Annotated in this window: 16 protein-coding genes; 4 read left to right on the top strand and 12 right to left on the bottom strand. The window is 40.3% G+C overall.

Annotated elements, in window-relative coordinates; all coding sequences use genetic code 11:
- Positions 1-2: 2 nt before the first annotated feature.
- The 3 genes from ADHAQ_RS27355 to ADHAQ_RS0117995 form a co-directional block, all read right to left on the bottom strand.
- On the bottom strand, positions 3-500 hold the full coding sequence (locus ADHAQ_RS27355) for a hypothetical protein (protein WP_026464122.1): 498 nt from the start codon (positions 498-500) through the stop codon (positions 3-5).
- 56 nt (positions 501-556) lie between these two features.
- Positions 557-1,936 (bottom strand): dihydrolipoamide acetyltransferase family protein, encoded by a 1,380-nt coding sequence (locus tag ADHAQ_RS0117990; protein WP_026464123.1) that lies wholly within the window; start codon positions 1,934-1,936, stop codon positions 557-559.
- 107 nt (positions 1,937-2,043) lie between these two features.
- Positions 2,044-3,294: a competence/damage-inducible protein A gene (locus ADHAQ_RS0117995; RefSeq protein ID WP_026464124.1), complete on the bottom strand. Its 1,251-nt coding sequence runs from the start codon at positions 3,292-3,294 to the stop codon at positions 2,044-2,046.
- 59 nt (positions 3,295-3,353) lie between these two features.
- Here ADHAQ_RS0117995 and ADHAQ_RS0118000 point away from each other — a divergent pair, with 59 nt between their 5' ends.
- A complete protein-coding gene (locus tag ADHAQ_RS0118000) occupies positions 3,354-4,082 on the top strand; it encodes a DUF4197 domain-containing protein (protein ID WP_026464125.1) in 729 nt (242 codons plus the stop codon).
- Between the two features lie 80 nt (positions 4,083-4,162).
- On the opposite strand, the gene ADHAQ_RS0118005 is transcribed toward ADHAQ_RS0118000, so the two are convergent.
- The 5 genes from ADHAQ_RS0118005 to ADHAQ_RS0118025 all read right to left on the bottom strand — a co-directional run bounded on the left by ADHAQ_RS0118005 (position 4,163) and on the right by ADHAQ_RS0118025 (position 9,445).
- On the bottom strand, positions 4,163-4,798 hold the full coding sequence (locus ADHAQ_RS0118005; protein ID WP_026464126.1) for an ABC transporter ATP-binding protein: 636 nt from the start codon (positions 4,796-4,798) through the stop codon (positions 4,163-4,165).
- Entirely contained in the window at positions 4,788-5,582 is a 795-nt protein-coding gene (gene lpxA, locus ADHAQ_RS0118010) for an acyl-ACP--UDP-N-acetylglucosamine O-acyltransferase (RefSeq protein WP_026464127.1), read from the bottom strand. Before lpxA ends, ADHAQ_RS0118005 begins: the two co-directional genes overlap by 11 nt.
- A 161-nt stretch (positions 5,583-5,743) precedes the next feature.
- Complete coding sequence (locus tag ADHAQ_RS0118015) at positions 5,744-7,141, bottom strand: bifunctional UDP-3-O-[3-hydroxymyristoyl] N-acetylglucosamine deacetylase/3-hydroxyacyl-ACP dehydratase (RefSeq protein WP_026464128.1); 1,398 nt, start codon at positions 7,139-7,141, stop codon at positions 5,744-5,746.
- 26 nt (positions 7,142-7,167) lie between these two features.
- A complete protein-coding gene (lpxD, locus tag ADHAQ_RS0118020; protein WP_026464129.1) occupies positions 7,168-8,190 on the bottom strand; it encodes a UDP-3-O-(3-hydroxymyristoyl)glucosamine N-acyltransferase in 1,023 nt (340 codons plus the stop codon).
- Positions 8,191-8,215: 25 nt separating this feature from the next.
- Positions 8,216-9,445: an HD domain-containing protein gene (locus tag ADHAQ_RS0118025; protein ID WP_026464130.1), complete on the bottom strand. Its 1,230-nt coding sequence runs from the start codon at positions 9,443-9,445 to the stop codon at positions 8,216-8,218.
- 218 nt (positions 9,446-9,663) lie between these two features.
- On the opposite strand from ADHAQ_RS0118025, the gene porX reads away from it, so the two are divergent.
- From porX to ADHAQ_RS0118040, 3 genes are read left to right on the top strand one after another with little or no spacing between them, the layout of a single operon-like run.
- A complete protein-coding gene (gene porX, locus ADHAQ_RS0118030) occupies positions 9,664-11,229 on the top strand; it encodes a T9SS response regulator signal transducer PorX (RefSeq protein ID WP_034257454.1) in 1,566 nt (521 codons plus the stop codon).
- A 9-nt stretch (positions 11,230-11,238) separates the two neighbouring features.
- Entirely contained in the window at positions 11,239-11,667 is a 429-nt protein-coding gene (tsaE, locus tag ADHAQ_RS0118035; RefSeq protein ID WP_026464132.1) for a tRNA (adenosine(37)-N6)-threonylcarbamoyltransferase complex ATPase subunit type 1 TsaE, read from the top strand.
- 1 nt (position 11,668) lies between these two features.
- Positions 11,669-12,895 (top strand): alanine dehydrogenase, encoded by a 1,227-nt coding sequence (locus tag ADHAQ_RS0118040; RefSeq protein WP_026464133.1) that lies wholly within the window; start codon positions 11,669-11,671, stop codon positions 12,893-12,895.
- Between the two features lie 64 nt (positions 12,896-12,959).
- On the opposite strand, the gene ADHAQ_RS0118045 is transcribed toward ADHAQ_RS0118040, so the two are convergent.
- From ADHAQ_RS0118045 to ADHAQ_RS0118060, 4 genes are all read right to left on the bottom strand, one after another.
- Positions 12,960-14,504: a vanadium-dependent haloperoxidase gene (locus ADHAQ_RS0118045; protein ID WP_026464134.1), complete on the bottom strand. Its 1,545-nt coding sequence runs from the start codon at positions 14,502-14,504 to the stop codon at positions 12,960-12,962.
- 5 nt (positions 14,505-14,509) lie between these two features.
- Positions 14,510-15,400: a hypothetical protein gene (locus ADHAQ_RS0118050; RefSeq protein WP_157433454.1), complete on the bottom strand. Its 891-nt coding sequence runs from the start codon at positions 15,398-15,400 to the stop codon at positions 14,510-14,512.
- 355 nt (positions 15,401-15,755) lie between these two features.
- A complete protein-coding gene (locus tag ADHAQ_RS0118055) occupies positions 15,756-16,034 on the bottom strand; it encodes a NifU family protein (RefSeq protein WP_026464136.1) in 279 nt (92 codons plus the stop codon).
- A 6-nt stretch (positions 16,035-16,040) separates the two neighbouring features.
- Positions 16,041-17,144, bottom strand: coding sequence for an Mrp/NBP35 family ATP-binding protein (locus ADHAQ_RS0118060; RefSeq protein WP_026464137.1), 1,104 nt, complete (start codon positions 17,142-17,144; stop codon positions 16,041-16,043).
- Positions 17,145-17,173 lie beyond the last annotated feature (29 nt).

Raw genomic sequence — 17,173 nt, forward strand, 5'->3', positions numbered from 1 at the left:
GCCTACATGATATATTGATCTAACACTTGCCAGGAAATATCCGTGGAAGATTTAACCTCGTAACGGAGCATCATATAGCCACCAATATGACCGTCCTCGAAATAGGCAAGGGCATACCGGTTGTTCAAAATTTGTACCTCCCGGATATTCATCGTGCCACCTACAGATCCGTTCACTTTTATTAGGTTTTGCTGATTTTTTATTAAGCTTTGCTTTAGGTCTTCATTTGGGTTTTTCAACCCCTTTCCTTTTAAATTCTCTATTTCAGATGTACTTAAATGTCCTAAGTTTCCTGGCGCTTTTACATTTGTTTGGGAATTAATGTCCACGCCAAGTTGTCCCTGGACTTTTTTCTGTAACTGGAATATCATGGTATCCCGATCCAATACCCGCCGGTTAGCTAATTCCAAAGCTTGTTGGGCAGAAGAAAATTTACTATAATAAAAAATAGCCAGAAATAAACTGAAGGCAAAAAATATAATAAAAAGATAGTTCTTCATGTAGATTTGTAAGTAGAGTAAAAAGAAAAGCCTGTAAAAACAGGCTTTTTCAAAAATTAAATAGTTGTATTTGGATCAAATGCCTCTAAGTATTCTGCTACCCGTTTCACAAATAAACCACCGAGTGAGCCATCTACAACCCGGTGATCATATGTATGGGATAAGATCATAAATTGGCGGATGCCAATTAAATCACCTTGCGGGGTTTCAATTACAGCCGGTTTTTTCTTTATCGCACCCAAAGCCAGAATACCAACCTGCGGCTGCACAATTATTGGTGTGCCCATAATATTGCCAAACGGACCCACATTGGAAATGGTGTAAGTACCATCGGCTAAATCATCTGGGGTTAATTTATTTAAGCGGGCCCGGTTAGCCAAATCATTTACTTTTTTGCTCAATCCAACCAGGTTCATTTGGTCGGCATTTTTGATAACCGGAACAATCAAATTACCGGATGGTAAAGCTACAGCCATACCTATGTTAATATTCCGCTTCTTAATTATATTATCGCCATCTACTGATATATTAATCATAGGGAAATCTTTAATGGCTTTGGCTACGGCTTCAAAAAAGATTGGTGTATAGGTTAAATTCTCACCTTCCCGTTGTTTATAAATATCCTTCATTTTGTTCCGCCAGTTCACAATATTGGTAACATCGGCTTCCACAAAAGAAGTAACGTGCGGGGCAATGCGTTTGCTGTCTACCATGCGCTGCGCTATCATTTTGCGCATACGATCCATCTCTATTATTTCATCCTGACCACTAACAGATACGGCTGGTTTTACAGCAGGTGCCGGAGCGGCAGAAGTCTGAACAGCCGGTGAAGCAGCAACGGATTCATATGGAGTAGCCATTGAGGGTGATTCCGGGGTAGGTGTAGCGGCAGTACCGGAGACCCTATTCTCAATATATGTCAGAATATCTTTTTTGGTAACGCGGCCTTCTAACCCTGTGCCAGGTACAAGGTCCAACTCCCGCATCGGTATACCTTCCTGACGGGCAATATTCATGACCAATGGGGAATAAAAACGGCCTTCCAGTGGCGAGGGTAATACTGGTGCAACAGGGGCCGCCTCCGGAGCAGAAACTTCATTTATTATTTTTTCTGCGAAGCTTCCGTTAACTGATACAGGTTTTGAAACATTGTTTGAAGAGGCTTGTACTTCCGGAGAAGGTTGAGCAGGCGAATCCTGGGTTTCAATAATAGCAACAGCTTTGCCAACGGCAACTACATCACCTTCCTGGGCCAAAATCTCCCTTAATATGCCACCATTTATAGCCGGAACCTCGGTATCTACTTTATCGGTAGCTACTTCTAAAACAGCTTCGTCCTCTTCAATGGTGTCACCAATATTCTTCAGCCATTTCAGAACCGTGCCCTCCATGATACTTTCTCCCATTTTGGGCATCAACATTTCTACAAGAGCCATATAATCAGTTGCTTATTTAATACTTTAAAGAAGAAGCCCTAATTTTTATATAAAAGCTTCTACTGGTTATGCGAAATAATTACCAAAGGTATAAAATTTTGGAAATTTTATGCTTTAATGAGTTGCTGACGGAGCAGATTTAAAACACTAATACTGGTGTATTCAATGTTTAGCAGCCGGGTTTTATTAAAAAATATTTTACGGGCCACGGTTTTTTCGGCATCTGCATAGGCAATCCAGATAGTGCCCACCGGTTTTTCCGGAGTACCACCACCCGGACCGGCAATACCACTGGTAGCTAAACCAATATCCGTGTTAAGCAATAGCCGGACATTGGCCGCCATTTGGCTTACTACTTCTTCACTTACTGCTCCATGTTTTGTTAAATCCTCGGCGTTAACATCCAATTGCTTTAGTTTTATGTGATTGTGGTAGGCTAAAATACTTCCCATAAAGTATTCAGAAGAGCCGGCCACACTAGTAATTTTATGGGCTAAATGGCCTCCGGTACAGCTTTCGGCGGTGGCTACTGTAAAACCTTTTTGCCGCAACAATTGTCCTACAGCTTCTTCTAATTTTACTTCTCCCAGCGCAAAAATATACTCTGGTATTAGTCCTTGTAAGTTTGCTACTTCTTTATCCAGCTGTTCATTTAAATTATCGGTACCATTACTGGTGCCGGTTAAGCGCAAGCGTACCCCCGTTAAAGAAGGCAAGTAGGCCAGTTTAATATTAGCTGGTAAGGCATCTTCCCAAGAAGCAATTCTTTCGGCCAAAAATGACTCGCCAATGCCCGTTGTTTGTACCACCCGATGCTGAAGTTGAGAATTCGGGAATCTCTCAGCCAATTCTGGTAATACAATGGAGGTCATTATGCCTTTCATTTCAAAGGGCACACCCGGCATGGATACAAATATTTTACCTTCCTGCTCAAACCACATTCCTGGCGCTGTTCCCAGCACATTGGGAACTGGTGTGCAATTGGCAGGTAAAAAGGCTTGTTGGCGGTTTAAGTCGGTTAGTTCCCGGCCCCTGGAAGCAAATATCTCTGTGACATGGGCTAAAGAAGGTTCGTGCAACTGTAACTCTGTTTTAAAAAACTGGCAGAGGGTATGTTTCGTTAAATCATCTTTAGTCGGACCTAAACCTCCCGTAATTAATATTATGGAAGTTTTTGCCTTTACCTCATTTAAAATTCTGATTATATGATCAGGGTTATCCGAAACGGAAGTAATTTGCCGAACTTTGATACCAATTTTAGATAATTCGGCCCCCATCCAGGCGGAGTTGGTATCTACTATTTGACCATACAGAATTTCGTCTCCTATGGTAATTATATCTGCTAAGATGGTTTCCATTTTTTGGTCCGATTTATGCAAAAGCGTAAATAATAATTCAAAGTTAACAAGATGATTTTATGAGAAACTATACATTTCTGGCTTTATTTATTTTTTCTTTTGGATTTTCTTCCTGCACTTCTGCCCAGAGAATTCAATTTCCTAAATCTGTTACCGATGCCGTTAATAATAATCGACCACTTACGAATACAGAAGTAGCTAATGGTTTGAAAGAAGCATTAACTGTAGGTATTAGTAAAGGAGCGACGGTAGCGGCTCAACCAGATGGTTATTATAAAAACTCCTTAATTCGGATACCTTTCCCACAAGATATAAGACGGGTAGAAAGCACCATGCGTAGTATTGGCATGGGCAATTTAGTAGATAACTTTGTTTTATCATTGAACAGGGCGGCTGAAGATGCGGCAACTAGTGCCAAACCAATTTTTATTAGTGCCATCAGGCAATTAACTATTAAAGATGTTTGGGGTATTTTAACCGGCGATAGAGATGCTGCTACGCAATATTTAAAGCGCACTACCAGCGATCAGTTGCTTCTTGCCTTTACACCTAAAATTCAGGCTTCTCTAGATAAAGTAAATGCTACTAAATATTATTCAGAACTAATTAACAATTATAATAGAGTGCCTATGGTGCAAAAAGTTAACCCTGATTTAACTAATTATGCGAGCCAAAAGGCAATTGATGGGTTATTTGTTCTGGTAGCTCAGGAAGAAGCAAATATTAGGGAGAATCCGATTGCCCGCACTACCCAATTACTAAAACGCGTGTTTGGCCGGCAAAACTAAGGACCAAGAACATAAAGAAAACGGCAGCTTCTTATAGAGCTGCCGTTTTCTTTTATATAATAATAAAAGAAAATGCGGTGTTAGGATCTGTTAGCAGGGGAATAATGATAGTCTGTAATTCTAATTAATTCGTCACAAAAGCTGTATTCGTGTTCTATATTTGAGGATACAATTACTAACTTTTGTTTACGGTTTTGATTTACATGTTCCAAGTACCAATCTATTCCTTCCTGATCCAGATTGGTAGTTGGCTCATCCAGCAGCAGGAGAGGAGCATCTGTATAAATCGCTAATCCTAATTTTAACCGTTGCTTCATGCCAGAAGAGAAATCTTTTACAAATTTATGTTTAGCCTTCTGCAGATAAAGCCGATCAATTAAATCTTCTTTATCTTTAGTAAGCATCTGGCGGAAATGCATGTGGTAACTTAGCAATTCTGTTAAAGTAAATTCCTCAATAAGTTCCAGGTAAGGGGCGGTAAAAGATAATTGCCGAAAAAGATGATCTACCTCTATTGGTTTACCATTAATGGAATGAGAAAGGGTACCTTCGCTAGTGCTAAGGTACCCGGAAAGAATATTTAATAAAGTTGATTTGCCAGAACCATTATGTCCCAGAATAGCATAAGCTTTTTCTGGGCTGAATTCATAAGAAAAGTTCCGGAAGATCCACTCGTAGTTAAAGCGTTTGCCTAAACCGGAGGTTTTAATCTGCATCTTTTGGAGTATACCCTCTAATTACACCACGTTCTGAACTACGGAAAAAGTTTACAATTTCATCTCTTTCGTCGCTTGGTGGCAAATCTAATTCTATCTTATCCAGAGCCGCTGCGTAATTTAATCCGTTTAAAAATAAGATGCGGTAAATTTGCTGTATTTCGTTAATTTTTTCATTGGTATAACCTCTCCGGCGCAACCCTACCGAGTTGATACCCGCATAAGAAAGAGGTTCTCGGGCAGCTTTTATAAAAGGTGGCACATCTTTCCGAACTAAAGAACCTCCACCTATCATGGTATGGGCGCCAATTTTTACAAACTGTTGTACCGCAGTTGTACCGCCAATGAAAACAAAATCTTGTATTTCTATATGGCCTGCCAGCTGAACTGAGTTGGCTACAATTACACTATCTCCAATGATGCAATCGTGCGCCACGTGAACATAAGCCATAATCAGGCAGTTGCTACCAATTTTGGTAGTGTTTTTATCTAAGGCTGTTCCACGGTTAATAGTTACGCACTCCCGGATAACAGTATTATCGCCAATCTGAACGGTGCTTGGTTCGCCTTTATATTTTAAATCCTGAGGAGCGGCAGAAATAACTGCTCCGGGATATATTTTACAATTTTTACCAATTCTGGCGCCCTCCATAATAGTTACGTTGGGCCCTATCCAGGTGCCTTCGCCAATCTCTACATTTTTATAAATAGTAGAAAATGGCTCAACTACTGCATTCTCTGCAATTTTGGCCTCCGGATGTATATATGCTAAAGGTTGGTTCATTTTTCCTTTAAATTAGAAATTATGAATTCAGAACTAGAATCTTTATTCAATTTACGCCAGGCTGTTAAGCACTAAGGTTTAAAGAATTTAACTTTCAGAAATCAAAAGGATCAAAACCTCTAATTATTTCTAATTCAATAATTTCTAATTCCTAATTTATTTTATACGTTATCTTTTCTAACTATGCTTGCCGACATTTCGGCTTCCATCACCATTTTCCCATTTACGAAAGCCTGACCCTGCATTTTGGCAATGCCACGCTTAATGGGAGCCAGTAACCAACATTTAAAAATAATGGTATCGCCAGGTATTACTTTTCTCCGGAAACGGCACTTATCAACCCCCAGAAAATAGGTCCAGTAATTTTCAGGATCAGGTACAGTACTCAAAACCAAAATTCCACCCGTTTGAGCCATAGACTCAATCTGGTAAACGCCCGGATATACAGGATTACCAGGGAAATGGCCCTGAAACTGGGGCTCGTTCATGGTAACGTTTTTTACGCCTATTACTGTGTTACCATCCAGGTATATAATTTTATCTATTAAAACAAAAGGAAACCGGTGAGGTAATGTTTGGACAATTTTATTAATGTCCATTACCGATTCTTTCTTTGGATCGTAAATGGGTACATTCTGGATGGCCGCATCCTGCATTACCTTCTTGATTTTTTTGGCAAAGCCCACATTAGCAGCATGGCCTGGGCGGGCAGCTAAAATCTGCCCTTTTAATGGCCGACCAATCAAGGCCAAGTCACCAATTAAATCTAAAAGTTTGTGTCTGGCTGGCTCATTTTTATAACGTAAATCTACATTATTTAAAATGCCTTCCTTTTTTACCTCCACTTTTGGCTTGCGCAGCAAGGTTGCCAAGTTTTCTAATTCTTCTTCTGTAACTACGCGGTCTACTACTACAATGGCATTATTTAAATCGCCACCTTTAATCAGATTTTGCTTATACAGGGTTTCTAGCTCGTGTAAAAAGCAGAAGGTACGGCAAGAAGCAATTTCAGTAGGGAATTGATTTATATCCGTAATTGAAGCGTGCTGGCTTCCTAATACCGGGGACTGGTAATCAACCATAACCGTAAGCCGATAATCGTCTAAAGGCAGTGCGGCCATTTCAACTTCACGTTCACTGTCTTTATAAAATATACCTTGCGGAATTTCAAAATAATTGCGCAGGGCATTTTGTTCTTCCAGACCAACTTCCTGAAAAGCAGTAACAAAATCAATAGAACTGCCATCCATAATAGGCGGCTCAGGCCCATCTAACTGAATCAGCACATTGTCAATTTGCATTCCAACCAAGGCAGCTAAAGTGTGCTCTACGGTATTGATACGTGCACCATTTTTTTCTATAGTAGTGCCACGGGAAAGGTCTACCACATTGTCCACGTCCGCATCCACTATGGGCTGTCCTGGTAAATCTATTCGCTGAAACTTATATCCGTGATTAGTTGGTGCAGGTAAAAATGTCATGTTCGCCATCACACCGGTATGAAGGCCAATGCCTGAAACAGTTACCGGAGCTTTGATGGTGTGTTGTTTTTCATTCATGCGTTTGCTCTAAATAATGGGCAAAGTTATTTTTTTTCTTTGAGTTCAAATAATTGTTTTTCCAGATCGGGTAATTTCCGGAATACAGCTAAGGCACGTAGGTTCTGTTTGTAATCAAAAGCAGGGGAGCCCTGAATGATAGTGCCGGATTTGGTAACGTTCTTAGAAACACCTGATTGAGCACCTACAATTGTTTTATCGGCAATGGAAATATGACCTACAATGCCTACCTGACCCGCTATTGTGCAGTAGTTTCCTATTTTGGAGGAGCCGGAAATTCCAGTTTGAGAAGCAATAACGGTGTGTTTACCTACTTCCACATTATGAGCAATCTGAACCAGATTATCAATCTTAGTTCCTTCATGAATAATAGTAGAACCTAATGTAGCACAGTCAATGGTGGTATTGGCCCCAATATTTACGTTGTCTTCCAGTACTACATTTCCGGTTTGTGGAATATCACGGTAGGTACCATCTTTTTGAGGGGCAAACCCAAAGCCCGGACTGCCAATTACGGCTCCGGCATGAACAGTACACTTATTGCCAATTACTGTTTTGCCGTAAATTTTGGCGCCAGCAAAGATGGTAGTATTGTCGCCTATACGTACATTATCACCTATATAAGCCTGTGGGTAAATTTTTACATTATGGCCTAAGGTACAATTTTGGCCAATATAGGAGAATGCGCCACGGTAGTGATTTTCGCCAATGGTCGAGTTTTCGCCTATAAAGCAAGGCTGTTCTACCCCGGTTTTCAAAGACGCTAAAGCCTCTTCGTATTTTTCTAACAGAACCGTAAAGCTTAAATAAGGATCATCTACCCGGATGAGGGCTGTGGTAACCGGTTGTTTTAATTCTAAACTTTTAGCTACAATTACGGCCGTCGCTCCGGTGGTATATAAGAATGGTTCGTATTTCAGGTTTGATAAAAAGGCTAGCGAACCTTCCTGGGCGTCTTCTATCTTCGCTAATTCCCGGATTTTGCCAGCTGCATTACCTTCAACCAGGCCTCCCAGCAATTCAGCTATTTGTCCGACAGTAAATTCCATGCTGTAAAATTAGTAAACTATTTCTTTAAACCGCGATTTCTTTCGGATAGCAAACGTAATACTTTTCCACTTTTTTACTAAGTGCCCGGATGTTAGGTAAATCAGAAGCTTCTGCTACATCTCTTATTTCACCGTATTTAGACAAAATATCAATCGAACCACTGGACGAAACATAAGCACTGTTACTAATCTGACCCGTAATCATTAAATAACGTACCTCTGGCTCATCTACCTTAAAATGCTCCTGTACCAGTTCAGAAATACCCAGCAGCATATCTTCATCAAATGGGGTAGGAGATACCATAATTTTAAAAAGCTTTCTTTTTAGCATGCAATCTGCCATAAAAGAAAGAATTTTATCTGGATGGCGGCCCCAGCTTTTAATGCCATTCCATATATCATAATCATCCAGACTGGTAAACCTATCTAATATTTTATCGTCCCGGTGGAAATCATCGATGGTTATATTCTGAGATAAAAAGTATAGTAAGGCCGGATTGGCCGGAACCTCAATACCTGCCTGAACCAGTTGGCGGGCTCGTTCGATTAGGCGGATAAGCATATTCTCGGCACTTAAAACGGTCTTATGTAAATAAACCTGCCAATACATAACCCGCCGGGATACCAGAAAATTTTCAATGCTGTAGATAGCTTTCTCTTCCATTACCAGCTTTCCTTCGTGCACATCCATCATTTTTAAAAGGCGATTGGAGCCAATATTGCCTTCCGAAACACCGGTATAAAAGCTGTCCCGGTTCAGGTAATCGAGCCGGTCTACATCTAATTGACTGGAAACCAATTGGTGGAAAAAGGGCCGGTTATATTCGCCTGTAAAAATCTCAATGGCCAAATCTAAACGATTATTAAATTCATCATTTAGTTTATTCATCAGAAATAATGAAATTTCTTCGTGGTTTACATCGGTAAAGATGGAGGTCTCCAAGGCATGCGAAAACGGGCCATGGCCAATGTCATGCAATAATATAGCTAATAATGAAGCTTCCCATTCTCTTTCAGATATTGGCGTATTTTTACCACGCAAAGTCTGAAGGGCGCTCTCCATTAAATGCATAGCTCCCAAGGCATGGTGGAAACGGGTATGCAAAGCGCCCGGGTATACAAAATCCGTGAGCCCTAATTGTTTTATGCGGCGAAGGCGCTGAAAATAAGGATGTTCAATGATATCGAACAATAAATCAGAGTGAACGGTAATGAAACCGTAAACCGGGTCGTTAAATATTTTTTTTTTGTTCAAGCTAAAACTAAGTTGTCCGTTGTTCGTTGTCGACGTATAAAATAAGCTAAGGAATAATCCATAATCAGAATCAGTATTAGTTTTGTCAATTTTATGAACAACAATAAAACATCGTAATAACTCGTATGTTTGCTAATGTTATAAAATAAGAAAATCAACTATATTGATTTAAGCTATTGCTAAAACCTGATTACCGAACTACTACTATTAATAAAACTATGCAACAAAGATATAATATTTTATGGGCCGATGATGAAATTGACCTTTTGAAACCACATATTCTGTTTCTGGAAGAAAAAGGTTATGACATTACGCCTGTTTGCAGTGGTGCTGATGCCATTGAAAAATTCCAGGAAATTAATTTTGATGTGGTATTCCTGGACGAAAATATGCCAGGAATTTCCGGCCTGGAAACACTTACTGAAATTAAAGGGATACGCCCCAATATTCCGGTGGTTATGATTACCAAAAGTGAGGAGGAGCATATAATGGAAGAGGCCATTGGTTCTAAAATTGCCGATTACCTTATCAAACCGCTTAATCCAAACCAGATATTACTATCGGTAAAAAAGATTTTAGATAACAAACGACTGGTTTCTGAAAAAACCAATAGCTCTTATCAACGTGATTTCAGGGTGTTGGGAATGGCCTTAGGTGAGCGCTTAAGCTATGAAGAGTGGGCCGAAAATTACAAAAAGCTGGTACGGTGGGAGCTGGAAATTGACGAAACGGAGGGGAAAAGCATGGCCGACGTAATAAACATGCAAAAGGACGAGGCTAATACCAATTTTGCTAAGTTTATCATGGAAAATTACGAGGAATGGATAAACAACGAGTCAGATGAAAAGCCAATGATGTCGCACGAACTATTTAAAGAACGTATTTTTCCGATGATGAAGGAAAGCTCAGTTCCGGTGTATTTTGTGTTGATAGATAATTTGCGGTACGATCAATGGAAAATATTAGAGCCCATTATTGCCGATTATTTTACTGTTGAAAACGAAGAGCTTTATTATTCCATTCTGCCAACTACTACGGCCTACGCCCGGAATTCCATTTTTGCGGGTATGTTGCCATCAGAAATCCAGAAGAAATATCCAAATATGTGGGTTTCGGATGAGGATGATGAAGGTAAAAATTTACACGAACAGGACTTTCTGGAAATTAACCTGCAGCGAAACAAAATAAACGAAAAATTTAGTTATAATAAAATTACCAATATTGCGCAAGGGAAAGACTTAGTTGCCAAGTTTAATAACTTAGAAAATAATAAGCTGAATGTAATTGTTTATAATTTCGTAGATATGCTATCGCATGCCCGGACAGACAGCAATATGGTGCGGGAACTTGCCCCCGATGAATCGGCTTACCGGTCTATTACCCGTTCCTGGTTTTTACATTCTCCCTTATTTGAAACGCTGAAACTTATTTCCGAGAAAAAAGGCAGGTTAATTATAACCACCGACCACGGTACTATACGGTGCAAAAAGCCTTTCAAAATTATTGGCGATCGTAATACGAATACCAACCTACGCTATAAACATGGTAAAAATTTAGGCTTTACTGAGAAAGATGTTTTTGTAGTGCGTAAACCAGAACGTATTTTCTTGCCTAAAGAGAATATATCTACAGCTTATGTTTTTGCTTTGGAAGATTACTTCTTTGCCTACCCAAATAATTTTAACTATTATGTAAATTATTATAAGGATACTTTTCAGCATGGGGGTGTATCTTTGGAAGAAATTATTATTCCATTTGTTACGCTTAATGCCAAAAATGGCTAAGTTAATAGCATGAACCAAATTACAATAGAACTTCAGTCGCTGGCCGATTTGAAAAGGGCAGCCGCTGAAGTTCTTAATTTTGCAAAAAACGATAAAATTTTGTTATTTCAGGGCGAAATGGCGGCTGGAAAAACCACTCTTATTAAAGAAATTTGCAGATTGGCGGGAGTGGAAGAGCCAGTTAGCAGCCCAACCTATTCCCTGGTAAACGAATACCAAAGTACTGATGGTAAAACCCTATTTCATTTTGATTTTTATCGGATACAGGATGAAGCTGAAGCACTGGATATGGGAGCAATAGAATACTTTGATTCGGGTAATACTTGTCTGATTGAATGGCCTTCTAATGTGGCAAATGTTTTGCCCGACCATTTTGTAGAAGTTTTAATAGAGAAAGGTACCGGAGAGGCCCGTACTATTACGTTGAAAAGAAATTAATATGAATGAGCATATTCCTTCGGGTTTTGAATCGCTGGCTGCTACTAGTCGGGCGCTTTTTCCGAAAGAATCGATGTTGGCGGTTGAAACACGAAAGAAACGCCTCTTTATTGGAATCCCTAAAGAATCATCCTTACAAGAAAACCGGATTGGATTAACCCCGGAAGCAGTACGGGTGCTAACCGATAACGGCCATGAATTATGGGTAGAAGCTGGTGCCGGTAGTCCATCCAAGTATGCCGATCATGAGTTTTCTGAGGCAGGTGCCCGTATTGTTTACTCAACTAAAGAAGTTTATGAAGCGGATATCATTCTCAAAATAGCCCCTCCTACATTTGAAGAAATTGATTATATGCGAGCGGGGCAAACACTTATTTCTGCCCTACAATTTGGTAGCCTGACAAGCGAATACATTGGGTGTCTTTGTCGTAAAAAAATAAATGCTGTTTCTTTTGAGTTACTAAAAGACGAATCGGATACGAAACCGGTTGTCCGGGCAATGAGTGAGATAGCCGGGAGTACGGTAATGTTGATTGCTGCGGAATATTTAAGCTCGGCCAATGAAGGTAAAGGTGTAATATTGGGTGGTATTACCGGGGTGCCCCCATCCAGAGTGGTAGTGCTAGGGGCCGGAACTGTTGCCGAATATGCCACGCGGGCGGCCATCGGGTTAGGAGCCGAAGTGAAAGTTTTTGATGATCACATTTATAAACTGCGGCGGCTAAAACAAAATATAGGTCCGCATTTATTTACCTCAACATTAGATGGGGCGGTACTTAATCAGGAGCTTAAATTAGCCGATGTTGTGATTGGAGCCCTTTCTGTTCAGGACGGAAGAGGAGGCATGATTCCGGAAGGAATAGTGGCGCAAATGAATCCAGGTTCCGTTATTATTGATGTGGCGATAGACCAGGGAGGTTGTTTTGAAACATCTGAATTAACAACCTTGAGCCGACCTATCTTCCGGAAATACGATATTATACATTATTGTGTACCCAATATTCCTTCCCGGGTACCCCGGACGGCCACAAATGCTTTAAGTAATATCTTTACTCCAATCTTTATGGATATTTCAAAGCATGGCGGTATAAATGAGGTGTTATTTACCCATGAACATTATCGGAGCGGTGTGTATATTTATAAAGGCAGCTTAACCAATGCGGCTATTGCAAAGAAATTTAATCTGCGCTACAAAGAATTAAGTTTAATGATTGCCGTCCGAAATTAATGTATCATAAAAAACAAAGAAGCCGCTAGTATTTTGCGGCTTCTTTGTTTTTTATAGTACTGGTTTATTCAGCACCATCTGTTTTGGCCCGGTTAATGGCGTACTGCCCAATTTTATTTCCAGTTTCTATACCTGCTTCGCAATCGGCACGATAATGGATTCCCCCGTAAAGTCGAGACAAAGAGGCTTCCTGGGCCATAGCGGTAAATTCATGAGCTTTAGCCGGCAATAAATACCCTAAAATAGTAGCAGCTGCCCCACTGAAAGTGGAATGTCCTGATGTATAAGCCGGAAAGTTGGGCACGCCAGTTAAAGTTTTAATAGCTGGATCTAATTGACAAGGCCGGGCATTGAAATAATAATATTTAGTATTCCAACACACTATTGCGGCATCCATTAAAGCGGCATTAAGCAAAGCATAATTTCTGGCCCAACGCACCTCGCTGTATTTATGCTTTACAAACTCTTGGGTGGCAATGGCATTCCAATGGCCGGGAGGGGTGTAGGTGCCTGCTCCATCGGCCCAGAAATTTACAATTTTCATATTATCGCGCGTTGGATTTTTAGTATAACTTAAAACTTCATTTAATTCCTGACGCATTTTAGGACTATTGGTGGCTGGAGGAGGTCCTGGCCGCAAAGAAACAACTGTGGCGCTGCTAAACAACATTGGTTTTACATTACCATAGAGCGGCAACATAGGTGGCCGTTTCGGGGATTCAAGAGATAGCCAGGGTGTTTCTCCTCTTTCCCGGCAATCTGTTTCCAGCTTTGTCCAAATAGCCTGGTTGCCACCGGCAGTTCCCATGCCATCGGTTTTGGCCCGGGCAATAACTTTACGGGCTACCCAACGGCCTAAAGAATCACCAGCCACTAGGTCACTTTTTACATTAGCTCCGCTCCATAAACGGAAATTCTTCTCTTCTTCCGCCTTGCTCCTGATGTATTCAATATCCGCCGGAAATAATAGCTTTAGTAATTCTAAAGTTGCGCCCGATACCACAGCATCTTCAGATGGATAAGCAGGTAAATCGTTTTGGGCTACTAAGGGCTTAATGTTGGTATCTACTTTATAAGGAGCAGCCCGGTTGTACTGCTTCTTGTAATGGTAAGCCACTACCAAGGCATCATATTGGGCGGCACTAACATAAGAATATGCTCTGGCCGCATAGGGCGGATTCGAAAATGGAAAGACCGGATAAGAAAAAGGATTAGCCGCACTTGGTACGGGGTAGGTGCCATCAGCATTTTGGTAAGGTGGTAAATTGTGTTTGGCTACCAATTTCCGCATAATTTCGTTCCAGCGTAAAACACTGCCAACTTTCCAGTAGTTAATAATATTTTTTTGTTTATCGGTTAAGTTAGCCGTGACAGATTTTAGTTCATTCAGTTCTGTTTGATAAGCAGCAGAAGTTGGAGAGGCCGGAGCTGGAACAGGAAAGTCTGATGGCAAAGCAACAATAAAGGTTTTCCAGGTACCCGCATCGGCATCTAATTGGTTTGGTTGTAAAGCTTCATAATGCTCATTATCTTCTTCTATTTCTTTGTTACAGGAAATTAAAGAGCATAGGCAGGCAAAAGCAATAAGGGGAGTAAATATTTTTTTCATAAAAGTTAGTCCATTTTAGAGGTTGACCCCGTGTTTAAGATATAGCTTACACCTGCCATGAAGCTGGTTGCTTTTCCCACATTTCGTCCTTGCACCGTTCTAAAATAGTTGCCGTGTATACCTAAACCGGAAATCTTTTTTAAATAATATTTGGCTTCCAAACCTACTCTGGTACTATTCATTCTATTGCTAACAAAAGGCATGTCATTTTTCCGGATGTCAAAACCGCCCAGAGTAGTCATATTGTCTGCTATGGCTTCTGCAATCAAATGCTTATCCCGATAGCCAGAACGAACCTGGAAATTACCAGCATCGGGCATTTGTACTTCCGAAGAGTTTATTTGATGATCGGTAAAATAAGCGGTGCGGTCGATGGTAACATTGCTCCGGTGCAAATACGCCCCGGATACGGACGCTGTAAACTTTCCGGATTGAAAATCACCTAAAAATCGGACGGAAGCAACTCTGCTACCCAGGCCGATGCTCATAGGTAACAAATCAATGTTATACTGGTGGGAGGGAACAGAGAGACCACCTACCACATAAAGTGAGAGTAAACTATTGCCTGAGGTAGCCTCAAAAGGTTTATATTTTATAAAGAAACCTAAATCTTGCACGCCTTGCATCCCGGCAAGTGTTCCTTTGGAGGCTTTGGTTTGTAGGTAAGGTACATTAACAATAAAATTTAAATTGTTTTTAATGCCATAGTTAAACATCAGCATTGTTATGTTAGTAGATACCGCGCCCATATTAGCATTTTCACGTTTAAAGGTGCCTTCCCAGTAGTTTGTCCAGCTGGAATAGCCAGCCAACCCGGCAATACATAACTTATTTTGTGGCATCATTAAAGCATCTGTTTCGGTTTGCGCAAGGGAAATTATTGGTTTAAGACCCATACATAAAAACAACAAGTTTAAAAGAACTTTTGGGAGTAAAGTTTTCAGCATAAATAAATGATCAACAATGGTGATAGAATTATGCTTGTAATTATATAGGAAATAATAAAGCTTATCTTAGCTTTTATTTGAATGGAGTAGAATAAGATTTAAAGTGGTCAAATTCTTATTTGATTTTGCTGAAGTTGGTAACGGATAAGGGAGCAGTAGTGGGCGGAGGTAATAGTCAAACAACTATAAAAAGGCTTTTGTATTTAGATGATCATAACCATTTGTAGAAATACCCTGAAGTTATAAAACAAAAAAACCGGAGACTACAGGTAGCCTCCGGTTTTTCTTATAAGGTTATTTTATTTTAGTTTAAAAGTACTTCGGGTTCAGTTAAGTTTACAGCTATTACTGATAAGATTTCCGGTACTTCTCTTTTAACAGCTTGTTCAATACCGGCTTTCATGGTCATGGTAGACATGGAACAAGAGCCACAGGCCCCCATTAATTCCAGCTTTAAGACCATATCATCGGTTAATTCCAATACTTTCACGTTGCCACCATCTGCTTCCAGATAAGGTCTGATTTGGTCGAGTGCTTTTTCTACGCGAGCCAAAAAAACAATTTCTGTGTTTGTATCTACCATATTTAATTAAGTATTAATAGGTACTATTTTGGTTTTTTCCAGCCCGGCATTGCGCAACGAAACTTGTTGGGCAACAGACTGGGCTATTTCTTCAAATACTTTACCAGCTGGTGAGTCAGGTTTCAAAACCTCAGGTCTACCAGCATCGCCACTTTCCCGGATACTTTGTATTAAAGGAACCTGTCCGAGCAAAGGAACGTTCCATCGATCGGATAATTGTTTGCCACCGCCTTCGCCAAAAATGTAATATTTATTATTTGGCAGCTCGGCAGGAGTAAAGTACGCCATATTTTCTATAATTCCCAAAACCGGTACGTTTATCTGCGGCTGCTTAAACATCTGCAAACCTTTTTGGGCATCGGCTAGGGCTACTTTCTGGGGAGTCGTTACTATAATGGCTCCGGTAACCGGTACCGTTTGTACCATAGTTAAATGAATATCAGAAGTTCCGGGAGGTAAGTCAATTAATAAATAGTCCAATTCGCCCCAATCAACATCTGATATAAATTGTTTTAAAGCTGAGCTAGCCATTGGACCCCGCCATACTACTGCACTTTCGGCAGGAGCCAGGAAACCAATAGAAATCATTTTGATGCCATAGCGTTCTACCGGTTCTATCAGATTTCTTCCGTCTGGTGATTTGAAAACGTGTGGTCGTTCTTCTTCGGTATCAAACATAACCGGAATGGACGGACCTGAAATGTCGGCATCAATTAAACCAACTTTAGCACCCATTTGAGCCAATGCAATAGCCAGATTAGAAGTAACTGTTGATTTTCCAACGCCACCCTTACCGGAAGCAATAGCAATTATATTTTTTACGTCTTTTAAAATACCAGAATTGTTGGCACGGGCAGTTGTCACCCGCGAGGTCATGTTTACCGTAACACTGGCCTCTTTATCAACCATTATATGAACAGCATTGACACAGGCATTCCGTATCAAGTCTTTCATAGGACAGGCTGGTGTAGTTAAAATAACTGTAAATGAAACCTCTTTACCATTTATTTCTACATCTTCAATCATGTTCAGGGTTACCAGGTCTTTTCCTAAATCTGGTTCCTCTACATAACTTAAAGCTTTTAATACTTCTTCTTTGGTAATAGCCATCGTAGTTTGTGCTATAAATTTAATTTAAC

The sequence above is a fragment of the Adhaeribacter aquaticus DSM 16391 genome, from assembly GCF_000473365.1.
Classification (GTDB): domain Bacteria; phylum Bacteroidota; class Bacteroidia; order Cytophagales; family Hymenobacteraceae; genus Adhaeribacter; species Adhaeribacter aquaticus.

What these genes read in the sequence shown, in the direction of transcription:
- ADHAQ_RS27355 (WP_026464122.1), bottom strand. Translation starts at nt 500, where the DNA reads ATGAAGAACTATCTTTTTATTATATTTTTTGCCTTCAGTTTATTTCTG.
- ADHAQ_RS0117990 (WP_026464123.1), bottom strand. Translation starts at nt 1,936, where the DNA reads ATGGCTCTTGTAGAAATGTTGATGCCCAAAATGGGAGAAAGTATCATG.
- ADHAQ_RS0117995 (WP_026464124.1), bottom strand. Translation starts at nt 3,294, where the DNA reads ATGGAAACCATCTTAGCAGATATAATTACCATAGGAGACGAAATTCTG.
- ADHAQ_RS0118000 (WP_026464125.1), top strand. Translation starts at nt 3,354, where the DNA reads ATGAGAAACTATACATTTCTGGCTTTATTTATTTTTTCTTTTGGATTT.
- ADHAQ_RS0118005 (WP_026464126.1), bottom strand. Translation starts at nt 4,798, where the DNA reads ATGCAGATTAAAACCTCCGGTTTAGGCAAACGCTTTAACTACGAGTGG.
- lpxA (WP_026464127.1), bottom strand. Translation starts at nt 5,582, where the DNA reads ATGAACCAACCTTTAGCATATATACATCCGGAGGCCAAAATTGCAGAG.
- ADHAQ_RS0118015 (WP_026464128.1), bottom strand. Translation starts at nt 7,141, where the DNA reads ATGAATGAAAAACAACACACCATCAAAGCTCCGGTAACTGTTTCAGGC.
- lpxD (WP_026464129.1), bottom strand. Translation starts at nt 8,190, where the DNA reads ATGGAATTTACTGTCGGACAAATAGCTGAATTGCTGGGAGGCCTGGTT.
- porX (WP_034257454.1), top strand. Translation starts at nt 9,664, where the DNA reads ATGCAACAAAGATATAATATTTTATGGGCCGATGATGAAATTGACCTT.
- tsaE (WP_026464132.1), top strand. Translation starts at nt 11,239, where the DNA reads ATGAACCAAATTACAATAGAACTTCAGTCGCTGGCCGATTTGAAAAGG.
- ADHAQ_RS0118040 (WP_026464133.1), top strand. Translation starts at nt 11,669, where the DNA reads ATGAATGAGCATATTCCTTCGGGTTTTGAATCGCTGGCTGCTACTAGT.
- ADHAQ_RS0118045 (WP_026464134.1), bottom strand. Translation starts at nt 14,504, where the DNA reads ATGAAAAAAATATTTACTCCCCTTATTGCTTTTGCCTGCCTATGCTCT.
- ADHAQ_RS0118050 (WP_157433454.1), bottom strand. Translation starts at nt 15,400, where the DNA reads ATGGGTCTTAAACCAATAATTTCCCTTGCGCAAACCGAAACAGATGCT.
- ADHAQ_RS0118055 (WP_026464136.1), bottom strand. Translation starts at nt 16,034, where the DNA reads ATGGTAGATACAAACACAGAAATTGTTTTTTTGGCTCGCGTAGAAAAA.
- ADHAQ_RS0118060 (WP_026464137.1), bottom strand. Translation starts at nt 17,144, where the DNA reads ATGGCTATTACCAAAGAAGAAGTATTAAAAGCTTTAAGTTATGTAGAG.